Consider the following 13,939-nt stretch of genomic DNA (forward strand, 5'->3'; position numbering starts at 1 on the left):
TATTAATAGCGATTAAGAACATTTATATTCTATAATGTGGTGGTTTGACTCTGGTATCGGTGTTATCATCATCTGTTTGACTGTTTCTAATTTCTTCTATTCTTTGCTCTATGTTTTGTATATCTGTAGTTATCTGATTTATGTCTTGTTGAACTTTTTCTTTTGCTTCATTTTTATTAAGTTTTATAGTTTGTCTTGTTGTGGTGTCAAAATATTCAAAATATTTGACTGAATTACTTAATTGTAATATGTTAGCTTCTTGTTCCTTAAGTCGTTTTTGTTCCTTAATTTTGTACTGCTTTTCTTTCTGTAAAAGTTCCAATTTAGTTTTTAAGTCTTTTGATATCTTTATGTACTTGTTGTCAAAATCTAAATCTCATAGATTAAAGCTAAAAATTTTATGAACTTGCTTAAAATCTTTGTCATCAATAAAATCATTAAGTTTTGAAATGTTTCCTTTATCATCCAGTATCACAATATAATTTTGTTTAGTTAAAATAACTTTAAGTGGTGTAGGTAATATGTCTAAATTATCATCACCTCCAGTTAAAAGCACAGAACGAGAAACTGGTAAGATATGGTTCTCAGTAGTGGAGATAAAATTGTTATATACCACTCTTAACTCATTAATTTTTTTATTATCTAAAGGTAGAGTTCTCCACTGAATGAAAACATCTTTAATATGATCGTAGTGTGAGAGCTTGATATTTTCTGCTTTTTTATACTCAATATATAACTTAAATACTTCTTTTTGTTGCTTGAGTTGTTCTAGTGATTTTTCTGTTATTGCTTTTAGCAGTGTTGAACTTGGTGTAATAAGTGAATTAAGCAGAATGCTTGATAATTTGAAAAACACCTTGCTTTTTGTACTTTTAGCTTTTTCTCCATTGTAAAGTGTTTTAAAATCTGTGGTGTAGTAAGTGATAAAGTCTCAAAAACCACTTTCAAGTGTGTTATTGTAAAACTTGATTTTTTTGTAATTCTCTTCCTTGAAAAACTCTAATTTCGCATCCTGTGGTATTTGTGCTGTGCTACGTCTTGGAATATTATAATCTTTAGAAAACATTCAGTTAAAAAGTTCTCTCACTCATGGATGAGTTTTGTCTTGCTCTGGTGTAATTGCTTTAAAGTCTTCGTAATTTTTTAAAGAAGCATATTTTTTCATATATACCTACCTTTTTATATACTGTATAATTTTTATATGGAACAATTATTAGATAAAAATACAATTAATAACAAAATTAAACAATTAAGAATTCAACGAGAAACCATAGAAAAGAAAAATAACTTTATTTGACTTCCTTTAATTGCTTTTAGTGGTGTTTCTATTCTTATAATGCTACTGTGCTTTATTTCTATGTTGATACCTACAGAGCATAACAAGTTAGCATTTGACACTGAAATCTATGTTTGAGTTAGTGATAAATTTAACATCCCTGCTACTTTTAAAGTTGCTAAAGATTTAATAGTTATCCCTGGTAATCTTGCTTTTTGACTTCTTATCACTTTAATCGTTAATGGAAGCTATTGCGGAGTTATTTACTTTGCTTATAAACAATTTAAAAGTAATCAAAACAAAATTTATGAACTTAATAAATCACGAGCTGAATTATTTCAATTGCTAAACACTCTTTAAAGGGGTGTTTTTTTTATATGTTGCACTAATCATTGAGATTAATTTTAAATGCTGTTTTAAATGTTTCTCTTATCTTTACATTGTTTTTATTAAGTAATAAGTCTTTGTTTAGTGTGAAGTTGTTTTGTGTTTGGTGTGCTAAAGCATATGGAAGTTTTAAATTGTTATTTTTTATATAAAAGTCATAAGAACATTCTATAAATGTTGTTTTTGTGTCTATTGCATCAAAATTTGTCGAAGTTGTTAAATCTTGATATTTTGACTGTAATTGCTCTCTCTTATAAAGCGGGCTATCTCTAAATGCTTGACTGTCATAATAATTGAGAATAGTATCAGCTTGTAGCGAACTTGAGAGATTATAAGTAATCTTGAGTATATCACTAGCTCCATTATATGTTCCACTAAATGAATTACACAAGTAGAAACCATCCACACTAGCATCCCCATACTCTAGCGGGTAGATCAGGTGTTTGATGAAGGAATATACAGTTGAAAATCTGGGTGCGTTAGCATTCTGGCTACTAATCACACTACTTGTTTGCTCTTCCTACTCAGTTGCTATATATTTCATACTAAAACAATTTAAGAAAAATAAAACCAAAATCAATGACTTAGAAAACACACGGAAGGAACTTCTTACCACTCTCAACACTCTTAAATAGGGTGTTGTTATTTTTCAACTGTAATTTTATGTGCTTTAATAAACTCGTCTCCAATAGTTTCATTCATTTTGTTAGGAAGTTTTAATCGATAAATGTGGTCGTTAAAATATTATAATAAGGTCCTTTTCTGAAAGCTATTATAAAATCAAAATAAAAAAAGAACTCTGATAGCAGAATCCTTTTAAGCTAAATTTTGTCTAATTAAATAATCTATTCCTTCTGAAGTTATTCTCCTTCCTTTTGATGTTTTTTCCACTAATCGATATAGTAATAAAGATGGTTCTATTTCATTAACAATAGTTTCCTTATTATGCATCACTAAGCCAGAAATGGTATCTAGAGACACGTATTTTTCTTCGAAGCCATCTTTTAAAATTTCTAGATATTCAATATGATCTTTAGTTAATCCGTATTCATACAAATCTAGATATTTAAAGGTTTTCTTTACTATTCGTTGGGTAATTTTTCCATCATTATGAGCTAGAGAGAAATCATTAACTCTTTCAAGTAAGTGATTAGCTAATCTAGGAGTACTTCTTGAGTAAGAAGCAATTATATTTAATATTTCATCATTAACATCTATGTTTAATTTATTTCTAGAAATATTTAATATTTTGAAAATATCTTCATTAGTGTAATTAACGATTCTTCCAATAAAACCAAAACGGTCTTTTAATGGTTGAGTTAATTCATTTAATTTAGTAGTAGCAGCTATTAAAGTAAATGGTTTAATATGCATTCTGATTGCTCTAGAATTACCATCTACACCAATAATTAAATCAAAAACAAAATCTTCCATTGCACTATAAAGCAGTTCTACAACATTTTTGTTAATGCTATGTATTTCATCTATAAAAATAACATCATTTTCATTAATTATAGATAAAACGCTGATTAAATCAGATTTCTTTTCTATATTAGCTCCTTGTATATAATGAATACGGGATTGATTTTCTTTTGCGATTAAAGAAGCTAATGTAGTTTTTCCCATTCCGGGTGCACCATATAATAATATATGATCAAGAACTTTATTTTGTATTTTAGCACTTCGCATCATAGCTTGAAGTGTTTTAACTAATTTATGTTGACCTATAAATTCATTAAATTTATTAGGCCTCAAGTCTAGATAATTCATGAGTCTCGTTTGCTATGATTTTAATGCTTTCTTCAATCATGTCATCTAATTTATCTTTTGGGCGAACTTTTTTCATAGCGAGATCTATTTGAGATTTTTGAAATCCTAATTGTTGTAATGTTCGATTTAACTCATCACGCATTTGTGATTTCTCGGCTCGCTTATTATCAGCATTATTAATTATTTTGGCTCATTTATCTGATAATTGAACACAAATAATATTAGCCATTTTTTCTGTTACAAATTGAATTGTAGATAATTCTTGATATTTATCATCAGCTATTAATCTAGCTATATATTCTCATCCTTTATCAAGAATTGTCATTGCAATTTTTGGACCAATTTTTTCAATTGATAATAAATCAATGAATAAAAGTCTTTCTTTAAAATCTTTGAATCCATATGTACATTCACTATATTCAGTACGATGTTCATATAGATACATTTTTATTTTTTGCCCAACTTCATATCGTGATTCTTCAGCAACATTTAATAAGTAGCCCTCCCCATGAGATTCTAATATCACATTGTTTTTGTTTTTATAAACTATTTCACCTATAATATATAATTTCATATTACCTTTCAACAATCCCTCAATTTATATATTGTAAAAGTGATAAAAAGAACTTAAAAAATAAAAAAAAGCACTTTTTCCAGTGCTTGTGATTATTATTTGTGAACATAAAAACAATTATTAGTTGTTTCTATCATTAAGTGCAACATAGCCTTCAATTTTTTTACCCTTGTAAAATCCACAAAATTTACATAAAACATGTTGCTCAATTTTCTTGCTGCAGTTAGTGCATGAAACAAGGTTAGGTGTATCTAAAGCTGAGTGACTGTTTCTTTTGTGTTTACGTTGTTTAGATGTTTTACGTTTTGGAACAATAGCCATTTTTACCCCCTTTGAAGTATATGTGTTTAATTAATAAGCTAATTTATTATAATATAAAAATTAAAAAATAAAAATATTTTAATAAATAAAAAACTAGTTATTTTTTTCAAAAATATCATACTTTAAAAATTTAACTTAATTATAATTTATTTGTGAAAAAATATAAGAAAAAAGTAGTTGGAATTATTGCTGAATATAATCCTTTTCATAATGGACATATTTATCAAATTAATTGAATCAAAAAGCATATACCTAATGCTTATATTATTGTTGCTATGTCAAATAAATACACTCAAAGAGGTGAAATAACTTGTGCAAGTTATTATCAACGTAAAAAGATAGCAAAAGCCTATGGTGTAAATAAAGTAATTAAATTAAATGATAAGGATGTAATTCAAGCTGCTCACATTTTCGCTCAAGCAGGAGTTAATTTATTAAACAAACATAAAATTGATTATTTAGTATTTGGCTCAGAGACAAATAATGTTGAATTATTTGTAAAAATAGCTAGAACAATAAAAGAAAATAATGAGCTATATCATAAATTAATTCGTCAATATATGAAAAAAGGTGCAAATAGCTTTCCAAAAGCAAGTAATTTAGCTATTAAAGAACTACTTAATGAAGATATTCAAATGCCTAATGATATTCTGGGATTGGAATATATCAAAACAATTATTGATAATGATTTTAATATTACACCGATATCAATTCAAAGAACGATTGCATTCCATAGTAATGATGTTTTAGATGAATTCGCTAGTGCAACAAAACTCAGAGAAATGTTAAAACAAAATCAAGATATATCTCAATACAGCCCAATGAAGATAAAATACAATAAAAAAAGAGATATAGCTTATACATATGCTAAATTTGCTTCATATGTAAAAAGAACAACAGCAAAGAAAATAGCTCAATTTAAGTTGATTGATGAAGGAATAGAAAACTTATTCAAAAAACAAGTTTTATTGAATAATAATTATGTTGATTTTATTGAAGCTTGTGTATCAAAAAGATATACCCGAAGTCGTATACAACGTTGTTATTTAAATGTTTTATTAAGAATTAAAAAATAGTAGAGATCATTATTCTCTACTTTTCGTTTACTTTAATTCATTTTATTTCATAAGGTTTAGCATGTTTTTTAAATTTATTAAATAAACTTAATTGATTGTGAATAGTTTGATATCTAAAAGTAAATTTGAATTGATTTTGTCCTATAGTTATCTTATTATATAAGACATTAAAAATACCTATAGTGTGTATATTTACTGATTCTTGACTATTAGTACTATATTTTAATATATCATTTCGTTTGTATAAAGTAGATATAAAATAGTTATTAATATTTTCTTGTAATAATAAGTAATCAAAGAATGTAGTTTTTCATTGTTCAATATCTATTTTATAAGCATAATAATAAGCAAAATTAGGAGATGAAATAGCTAATATTTCTAGAATTATTCTCATTTGAATGTCTTTATACGAAAATGAACCGGTTTCATTAGCAAGGAATTTATTAGGATCAAAAACCAGGCAAAGTTTTTTTGATAATAACTTCTCAATATTTTTAATAATTTTGCTAAATTCTGGGTTAATTAGTACTTTAGTAAATATATTAATTTTAGATAGATGTTTTTTCAAAAATAAAGCATTAGCATTCAGCTTTTCGTATAAACTAATATTAATATTCAAGTTTTTTTGTATTAAATAAAAAGTTTCATTTAAAAACACATAATCATCTTTTTGAACCTGATTTTGTTTATTCAAACAAAAGTCTGCTAGATTTTTAATCATAAATCCATCAACCGGAATATATGAATTTAATTTACGATAAATTTTTTCAATATGTTGATATAGTTCGTTATCGGCATCTTTTTTGATTTTGATTACTTGTGTATATAATAAGTCGTTATACTTAATAGAAGTGTTATTATTAAGATCAGTTTTTTCTTCTAAATTTTCTATATCAATTCTTGATAAAACATCTGAAAAAGAAGCAATATTATGAAAATCAAGTGTAAAATGAAAATTTGCATTTAGTTTTGAAGCCCTTTGAAGAAAAAGATGAAGATTTTTAATTCTTTTCTTAGCAAGATTCTCATTTTCTTCATCAAGCAACATTAAATGATAGTTATAGAAATAATATAAATCTGGAATAATAATTGTTATTTTATAATTAAATGCTTTAACTTCTTCTAATTTTTTTAAGATGCTTTCGTAATATTTTACAGAAATCATTAAATCGTTATTTCGCAAGATTTTGCTGTCAAGAAATATAAAAGAATTAGGGTTATTTTCCGAAGTTTTTAGCCAAGAACGTTTCGAATAAATCATTTGAACTTACCCCCATGAATTTAATTTGTTCATCTAATGCAGCTAATTCATTAATCATGATATTAATGTTTTGCTCTTGATAATTTCTTGCTATTTTTTCAACTACATATAGACGCTTTTCGGTAATATTTAGTTTATTTGCTAAATCACTTCTATTTAAAATTACCTTACGATATTTATAGTATCTATTAATCAAAATAATTGTGTTTGTAATCATATAAATTAATTTATTGATATCTTCGCCTTGCTCAAGTAATAACTTATATTTTTTATAAATATCATAAAGATTATTATTAGATAATGAATTCGAGAAATAAAATGGATCATCAATTGGATATTGAGGTATAAATGAATCAATTAATTCTGAATTAATTGGTTCACCTAGTAAGGAAAGCTTTTGTAATTCATTATCAATAATATTTTGATTCTTAGGAAGTTTTGATGATAAATGCAACATATCATTATATTTTATGTTCAAACCATATGATTTCGCTTGGTGCAATACTCAATTATCTAAGTCTTTCTCTGAGTATGTATTGAAATCAAATTTTTGAGTAATTTTTAATAATTTTAAGAAGTTTTTTTCAGCAGTTTGCATCTCATTTAAGATCAAAATAATTTCATATTTTGACTCATTTAATCATTGACATATTGTTTCAATATCGATTTTGTATTTTTTTAGTATTGCTTTATCTTTATAAAATTTATTATTATCGATTACAATTAATTTATTTGCTTGAAATAAAGATTGTGAATTTAAAATATTTTCTAACGTTTCAATGAAATCGCTTGTGTTTTGATCTAATTGATATACAAAATCATCATCGTATTTAGCTTTATATATATCTACTTGCTTTTTAACGGCATATTCGTTATTACCTGTAATTAATATCATAGTTTAATTATACTTTTCTTAATGGTAAAAACTTATAATTTAGAGAATATTTTACAACTATCAAGTAGTCAATTACATAAATTAAGTTTCATCATTTATTGTAGATAATATCATAAGTTAGATTAATACTGTGTAATAAAAATATTAGTTTATATATTGTGTTCGAAACAGGTAATACAATGAAGTAAAAAGGAAAAAATAATATAAAGAAAATAATAAGAAATTCAAATATTGGGGTAAGCACAAGAATATAAGCGAAACTCAGTAAACTAACTTTTTGATAATTAAGAATTATTATTCCTGATGATATAAGTCATGCAAAAGTAAATAATGATAATATCTTTCACAGTTTTTGCCAGACTGATAATTTCTTACCGTAATCACTTTGATCTACTTTATTGTTGTATATAACAATTGAATATGTTAATATGTATGATAACCAATAACCTAGTGATAAAGTTGCGGCTGGATATATTAATAAATATAGTGTTGAGATTCAAAATAATATTTGATACATTGAAATTTTATTTTTTAACTTTCGATGCGAAATAATCTGTTTTCCTAACAAAAAGAAATAAGCTCTAAAAACGGAAATTGAACTTTTTACAAAGAAGAAATAGATTGTTATCAAAATAGTACACAATATATATTTTTTATCAAACTTATATGTTATAGCTCTTATTAATCCATATACAGTTGTAAAGTGTAATCCACTTACAATAATTAAATGAACCGTCCCCATTTCTTTTAAACTATCAAATAATTCTGAATTTGTACCATTAGAAAAACCAAAAATTAATGGAATAATCATATTATTATATTCACCATTATAATTACTTGTATAAAATGTAAAAAAGATATTTCTAAAATTTCAACTGCTATTTAACACATTTAAATTAATAGGTGTTATAGCATAATGAATATTATGAGATAAATAATATTTATTATTTAAGTATTTCAAAGCTCTTAAATGTCCTTGGACATCTATTTTTTGATATAAAGTAAGTTCCTCATTAATTTCGCTTTTTCATAAAACAATTCTTCTTTGAAAAATATCTTGTAAATATATACTTTTAGGTTTTATATCTATGACTGTGAATTTTCCATTAATTTCTTTTCCTTCATATCATATATCTGTTGACATAAAATGGTGTAAGTATGTAAATAAAAAATAAATAAACAATATTAATCATAACAATCATAGAAACTTTATGTTAATTAAACAAATATAGACACTTAATAGCATTATGGGGATTAAGTATAGTACATCATTGCTGTATATCATTAAACTAAATAAAGAGATAACTAAGAAACAATTTAGCCACATTATTCTAAAATTAAAAAGTTTTTTAACTTTAGGAATGTTTTCTGCCCAATACCTTTTATAGATTCAATATCATTTCATGTCACATGATTACCCTTATTTTTTAAGTAGTAAGAATATAGAATTTTGGCATATTTTTTATCAATTCCAAAGGATACAAAATCCTGTGCTGATTTAATTTCATTTCAATAAAGCGCGACTTCATATCTTGGTATATAAATTGAATTCTGGTCATCTGCATATTCATCTAGTTTAAAGTTTTCTAAGTTTGAGCCACTTCTAACTTGTGCCAAATAAAATAATTCTCTGTATGAAAGTGGTGTTGTTGATTCGATTTTATTATGTAACACATTACCATATAGCTTGTATGTATAGATTCTATTTTCGTCATTAGATGAATTTTTATCAACAGTATCATTCAAAAGTTTTTGAGAAAAAATAAACCCAGCTATGGAACAAGAAATACACCCACCTAATATATAAAAAATGATCTTATTTTTCAACATACATTACATATATATAAAAAGCATAATAATGAACTTCAAAAGGAAAAACCTACAAAGGAGTATTAAAAAAGACTCTATTTCTAGAGCCTTTTGTATATTATATGTATAAAAATAAAATACTGGATGTGTAAGAATTTATAAAATATATTAAGATATATAAGAAATAAAAAACAAGTTGTAAAATAAAAAATAAATATGTATATATAAATGATTTGCTTAAAATAAAATTTAAGCACAATAACTTAGTACAAAATAATAAATAGTTTACTATTTAAGCAGTATACAGGACATTCTCATGTCCCACATATATATTACACTATTTTTACTTATTTAAAAATTTTGGCGATTATTATTTATGCCTATTTTTAAGGTATTTTTATTATTATTGGATAAAAAAATAAAAAAATACTGTTTCTAAAATTGTAAACAGTATTAATAATTTTTTAAAATATTCATTGCTTTTTGTTAATGGTTCTAGTACTAATATAGTTTTTATAATAAGCATTATTAAATGTAATGCCAAGAAACATAAAATAAACAAATCAGTTGATAAAGAAAGCAATTGTAAAGAAGAAACCAACCACACCGCCAAACTTATCATAATTAAAATATTGATTTAAAGTGTTGAATAGCAATACTAATAAAATAATCGGCGTTGAGGATAAAATTGCTCCTTTATAAATACTTTTAAAATTTAATTTAAATGATGGGATTAATTTAAATAACATTAATAACAAGCTTAAAATAAATAAAGTTGTAATAATGAAATAAATCACAATGTTTAATCAATAATCGGCTGAATGATTAATTTTTTTCTCGATAATTATATCGGCAGTAGCAAATGCTCAAAATAGCACTGAAACCATAAGGACTAGAAATAGTCCTTTTATTTTATTTCCTCAATATGTACCCATTTTATAATGTTCATAAATATAATTAGATGATGCAACTAATTTACCGTATCCTGTACTCGAAATATATAATGAAGACAAGAATAAAAGTAAGTTAGGAAGTATGGCTTTAATGCTAAATGTAGCTGTTGGATCATTAATTATATTTAATAAATATGATTGTGAACCAGGTAAAAATCTACCAAGAGTTCTGGATGAAAATTCAGCACCAAAATCCTTACCAACAAAATCATAAAATCAAGGAATATTACTTGCGAATAAATTTAATATATAAACTATATAAATAACTGGTACAAAGGAAATAAGTAAATAGAACGCACTGGAAAGTCAAATGAAGTTATATTCTTTACTCGTGAAATTGTTATATACATTATCAACAACCTTAATTCTTTTGCGATTTTCACTTTCGTTCTTAGCTCTGAGTAAAAGTTTTGCAAAAAATGTTATTAAAACTCTTTTTATCAGAAATTCATAAATAACTAAAAAGATAGCGAATCGATCAGGAAGAATTAAGTTTTGGTGTGCGAATTTCTTAATATCACGATTTTTATATCTGCTTTTAGTTAATTTTGTGTAAAAATTAACATTTTTATTTTGTCATTTCATTTAATGTATCAACCACTATTTGATTAGATAATACTGGACTAACTTGACCACCAGTTTCTTTCATTAATGCACCTAAAATAAATTTAATTACTCTTTCAGGACGAGAAGGGTATTCTAATAGCATATCTTTATTTTTCTCGATAATTGCATTAATGTAATTTTTAATTAGATTAACATCAGTAATTTGTTTTAAATTATGTTGTTCTAATAATGGTTCTAATTCACCATTGTAATTTGATAATAAAGGAATAAGTTTTTTAAGTGATTTACCTGAAATAATTTCTTTTTCAAGTAAATTTAATGCTTGAGAAATATGTTCTGGTTTAATATTTAATTCTGTAGGATGTATACCTTTTGAATTTGATAAAGAAACAATTTCGGCAAAGAAAACTTTTGATAATTTATCTTTATCAGGATAAGAAATTGAATCAAAGTATTTACTTAATTCATAATCATCAATTAAACTTTGAACATAAATATTTTGTATACCATAACTTTGATATCTTAATAATTTTTCTTTTGGTAATTCATTTATAGTAACACTATCGATAAATTCTTTAGATAGCTTAATAATAGGGATATTAGGGTCAGCAAAATATTTATAATCGGTTGTCCCGGTTTTAGTACGCATTACAACAGTCTGATTTGTGCTATCATCAAATCTTTTAGTTTGTTGTAATATTTCTTCACCTTTAAATAATTTTTCTCTTTGTAATTTTATCTCATATTCTATAGCTTTTTTAATGTTAGAAGTTGAGTTCATATTCTTTATTTCTACTTTTGTACCAAATGTATCAACTCCAACAGGTCTAAGTGAAATATTAATATCGGCTCTTAAAGAACCTTGTTCTAATTTACCTTCAGAAATTTCTAAAGCTAAAACAGTTTTCTTAACCATATCCACATAATTTGCAGCCTGTTCAGCTGTGCGGATAACTGGATATGTAACAATTTCAATTAATGGAATTCCTGCTCTATTATAGTCTAGTTTTGTACCCGTATCATCATGATGCTGTCTTGCGGTATCTTCTTCTAAGTGAATCCGCTCAATGTCAATAATTTTATCTCCAGAACTTGTCGGAATTTCTAACTTTCCGTTTTTACCAATTGGTCTATAGAATTGTGTAATTTGATATCCCTTTGGTAAGTCAGGGTAAAAATAATTTTTTCTATCAAAATGTAATTCATCATCAATTTTCATATTAAATGCTTTAGCTAAAGCAACACCAAATTTAACAGCTTGTTTATTAACTTGCGGTAAAGTTCCAGGATATGCCAAATCAATTTGGTTAGCTTTTGTATTTGGCTGAGCATTAAAATCAATTCCTGCAGGAGAAAACATTTTGGTTTTTGTTTTTAACTCAACATGGATTTCAATACCAATAATTACTTCAAAATTATCCATTGATTTTACCTCTTAACTCTTCTAAATATTCCGCATATCCTAATAATTTTTCATCATTATATAATGAAGTTTCTAAAGCAAAACTATAAGGCATATTTTCATATGTATCTAATGGAATTGTTATAGAAGGATTACCCGTTAAATTAGCTCCAGTAAGTATAAAATTCATAATCCCATTTGATGTTGTATCATCACTAAATTTAGGAGCTATTCCAGAATATGCAGGCAGTATTAAGCAATCATATTTATCATGTAGTGATTGCATATATTCTTTAATAACTCTACGCATTTTTTGTGCCTTAACAAATATCTCTTCTTGATTTTCAGTATATAAGAAATAACTTCCTAATGCAAGGCGTTCTTGCACCATTTTACCAAACTTTTGCGATCTGGTATTTAGCATAATTTCTTCTCATGAATTAGCTTCAACACGATTGCCAAATCCCACACCCGTTAAATTAGCTAAATTTGAGCTAGCTTCCGAGAAACTAATAACACGATAAACAATATTAATTGTGTTTAAAATATCTAAATCAGGAGTTATTGTTTCAACTTCAATACCTTCAAGTAGCATTTTTTTAATAAATTGATTCATTGAATCCTGCATATATGGTTTTAGAAATTGAGAAAAATCCAAATATCCTACTTTTTTAGGTTTTTGTTTTTCAGGTTGATGAATATCAACTGGAACTGATGTCATGTCTTTATTATCCACACCATACATAACTTGTGCAGCTATAATTGCATCATTAACATTATGCGTGAAGAAAGCAACTGTGTCCAATGAAGAAGAATAAGCAAACATACCATATCTACTAATAGCTCCGTAAGAAGGCTTAAATCCAACTAATCCATTAAAAGAAGCCGGCAATCTTACACTATCACCTGTATCACTACCTAATGCAAAGCCAATATTTGCACTCATAGTAGCGGCAGACCCAGAAGAAGAACCTCCAACATAACGTGATGAGTCCTTTGGGTTAGTAATCAATCCATATGAGCTAAAAGTTCCTGTTCCGCCAAGAGCAAGTTCGTCATTATTTACTTTAGCAACAACTCTAACATTTGCATCGAGTAACTTTTGGACTGATGTTGCATTATATGAAGGCAAAAATCCTTCTAAAATTAAACTTGAAGCTCTTGTGGGTGCATCTTTTGTAGCGAAAACGTCTTTAATAGTAATAACAACATTATCTAGGGTTTTATTTTTAGTTTCATAAAATGATTTAGGATATAAATAAGCTACTGCATTATTGTTATCGTTAGCGATTTCGTTGTAAGCAAATTCATAATTACCTTTTTGTTTAAATGTTCGCATTAATCTACCACCTTTGTTATAGCTACAAAATCACCATCGGTTGCTGGAGCATTTTTTAATATATCTGACTGAGTTATAGAATATGAATTATCTTCTACATCTTCTCTTAATAAATCAATATGAAGTTGTTCATTAATTCTTTCCATTGGAGATATATTACTTAAATCAAATTTATTTAGTTTTTGTAGTTCATCTTGAATTTCTTGTCATGAATTAAGTATTTTATCCAGTACATCTTCATCGGGACGAAGCATTAACGATTGAACTATATCAATAAGCTTATCTTTCTCTATTGTTTTCATCTAAACT

At 25.9% G+C, this 13,939-nt stretch carries 15 protein-coding genes; 2 read left to right on the top strand and 13 right to left on the bottom strand.

Annotated features, from left to right (window positions below; translation table 4 throughout):
* Positions 1-22: 22 nt before the first annotated feature.
* Positions 23-1,165 carry a hypothetical protein gene (locus SAM46_RS00765; protein ID WP_078746904.1) on the bottom strand — a complete coding sequence of 381 codons (1,143 nt, stop codon included), beginning with the start codon at positions 1,163-1,165 and terminating at the stop codon, positions 23-25.
* A gap of 36 nt (positions 1,166-1,201) precedes the next feature.
* Here SAM46_RS00765 and SAM46_RS00770 point away from each other — a divergent pair, with 36 nt between their 5' ends.
* A complete protein-coding gene (locus tag SAM46_RS00770; protein ID WP_078746903.1) occupies positions 1,202-1,636 on the top strand; it encodes a hypothetical protein in 435 nt (144 codons plus the stop codon).
* 25 nt (positions 1,637-1,661) lie between these two features.
* Here the strand turns inward: SAM46_RS00770 and SAM46_RS00775 are convergent, their stop codons facing one another.
* From SAM46_RS00775 to rpmF, 4 genes are all read right to left on the bottom strand, one after another.
* Positions 1,662-2,069: a hypothetical protein gene (locus SAM46_RS00775; protein WP_078746902.1), complete on the bottom strand. Its 408-nt coding sequence runs from the start codon at positions 2,067-2,069 to the stop codon at positions 1,662-1,664.
* Positions 2,070-2,479: 410 nt separating this feature from the next.
* The gene (ruvB, locus tag SAM46_RS00780) at positions 2,480-3,433 is read right to left on the bottom strand and encodes a Holliday junction branch migration DNA helicase RuvB (protein WP_078746900.1); all 954 of its coding nucleotides are present in this window, start codon (positions 3,431-3,433) and stop codon (positions 2,480-2,482) included.
* Positions 3,408-4,007 (bottom strand): Holliday junction branch migration protein RuvA, encoded by a 600-nt coding sequence (gene ruvA / locus SAM46_RS00785; protein ID WP_078746899.1) that lies wholly within the window; start codon positions 4,005-4,007, stop codon positions 3,408-3,410. Before ruvA ends, ruvB begins: the two co-directional genes overlap by 26 nt.
* A gap of 120 nt (positions 4,008-4,127) precedes the next feature.
* Positions 4,128-4,328 carry a 50S ribosomal protein L32 gene (rpmF, locus tag SAM46_RS00790; RefSeq protein WP_078746898.1) on the bottom strand — a complete coding sequence of 67 codons (201 nt, stop codon included), beginning with the start codon at positions 4,326-4,328 and terminating at the stop codon, positions 4,128-4,130.
* 146 nt (positions 4,329-4,474) lie between these two features.
* Between rpmF and SAM46_RS00795 the strand changes: the two genes are divergently transcribed.
* Positions 4,475-5,404: a nucleotidyltransferase gene (locus tag SAM46_RS00795; RefSeq protein ID WP_404824653.1), complete on the top strand. Its 930-nt coding sequence runs from the start codon at positions 4,475-4,477 to the stop codon at positions 5,402-5,404.
* A gap of 16 nt (positions 5,405-5,420) precedes the next feature.
* Here SAM46_RS00795 and SAM46_RS00800 read toward each other — a convergent pair whose 3' ends face one another.
* The 8 genes from SAM46_RS00800 to SAM46_RS00835 all read right to left on the bottom strand — a co-directional run bounded on the left by SAM46_RS00800 (position 5,421) and on the right by SAM46_RS00835 (position 13,932).
* Positions 5,421-6,569 (bottom strand): hypothetical protein, encoded by a 1,149-nt coding sequence (locus SAM46_RS00800; protein WP_078746896.1) that lies wholly within the window; start codon positions 6,567-6,569, stop codon positions 5,421-5,423.
* A 52-nt stretch (positions 6,570-6,621) separates the two neighbouring features.
* Positions 6,622-7,560 (bottom strand): DNA polymerase III subunit delta, encoded by a 939-nt coding sequence (holA, locus tag SAM46_RS00805; RefSeq protein WP_078746895.1) that lies wholly within the window; start codon positions 7,558-7,560, stop codon positions 6,622-6,624.
* A gap of 7 nt (positions 7,561-7,567) precedes the next feature.
* On the bottom strand, positions 7,568-8,704 hold the full coding sequence (locus SAM46_RS00810) for a ComEC/Rec2 family competence protein (protein WP_159442401.1): 1,137 nt from the start codon (positions 8,702-8,704) through the stop codon (positions 7,568-7,570).
* Positions 8,705-8,886: 182 nt separating this feature from the next.
* On the bottom strand, positions 8,887-9,390 hold the full coding sequence (locus tag SAM46_RS00815; RefSeq protein WP_404824649.1) for an MAG0490 family ComEA-like DNA-binding protein: 504 nt from the start codon (positions 9,388-9,390) through the stop codon (positions 8,887-8,889).
* Between the two features lie 443 nt (positions 9,391-9,833).
* Complete coding sequence (locus SAM46_RS00820; RefSeq protein ID WP_078746892.1) at positions 9,834-10,907, bottom strand: YhjD/YihY/BrkB family envelope integrity protein; 1,074 nt, start codon at positions 10,905-10,907, stop codon at positions 9,834-9,836.
* The gene (gene gatB, locus SAM46_RS00825) at positions 10,891-12,312 is read right to left on the bottom strand and encodes an Asp-tRNA(Asn)/Glu-tRNA(Gln) amidotransferase subunit GatB (protein WP_078746891.1); all 1,422 of its coding nucleotides are present in this window, start codon (positions 12,310-12,312) and stop codon (positions 10,891-10,893) included. The genes SAM46_RS00820 and gatB overlap by 17 nt, the downstream gene beginning before the upstream one ends.
* Complete coding sequence (locus SAM46_RS00830; RefSeq protein WP_078746890.1) at positions 12,305-13,630, bottom strand: amidase family protein; 1,326 nt, start codon at positions 13,628-13,630, stop codon at positions 12,305-12,307. The genes gatB and SAM46_RS00830 overlap by 8 nt, the downstream gene beginning before the upstream one ends.
* A complete protein-coding gene (locus tag SAM46_RS00835) occupies positions 13,630-13,932 on the bottom strand; it encodes an Asp-tRNA(Asn)/Glu-tRNA(Gln) amidotransferase subunit GatC (RefSeq protein WP_078746889.1) in 303 nt (100 codons plus the stop codon). Before SAM46_RS00835 ends, SAM46_RS00830 begins: the two co-directional genes overlap by 1 nt.
* Positions 13,933-13,939: the final 7 nt, after the last annotated feature.

It is taken from the genome of Mycoplasmopsis verecunda, from assembly GCF_033546915.1.
GTDB classification, from domain to species: Bacteria; Bacillota_I; Bacilli_A; order Mycoplasmatales; family Metamycoplasmataceae; genus Mycoplasmopsis; species Mycoplasmopsis verecunda.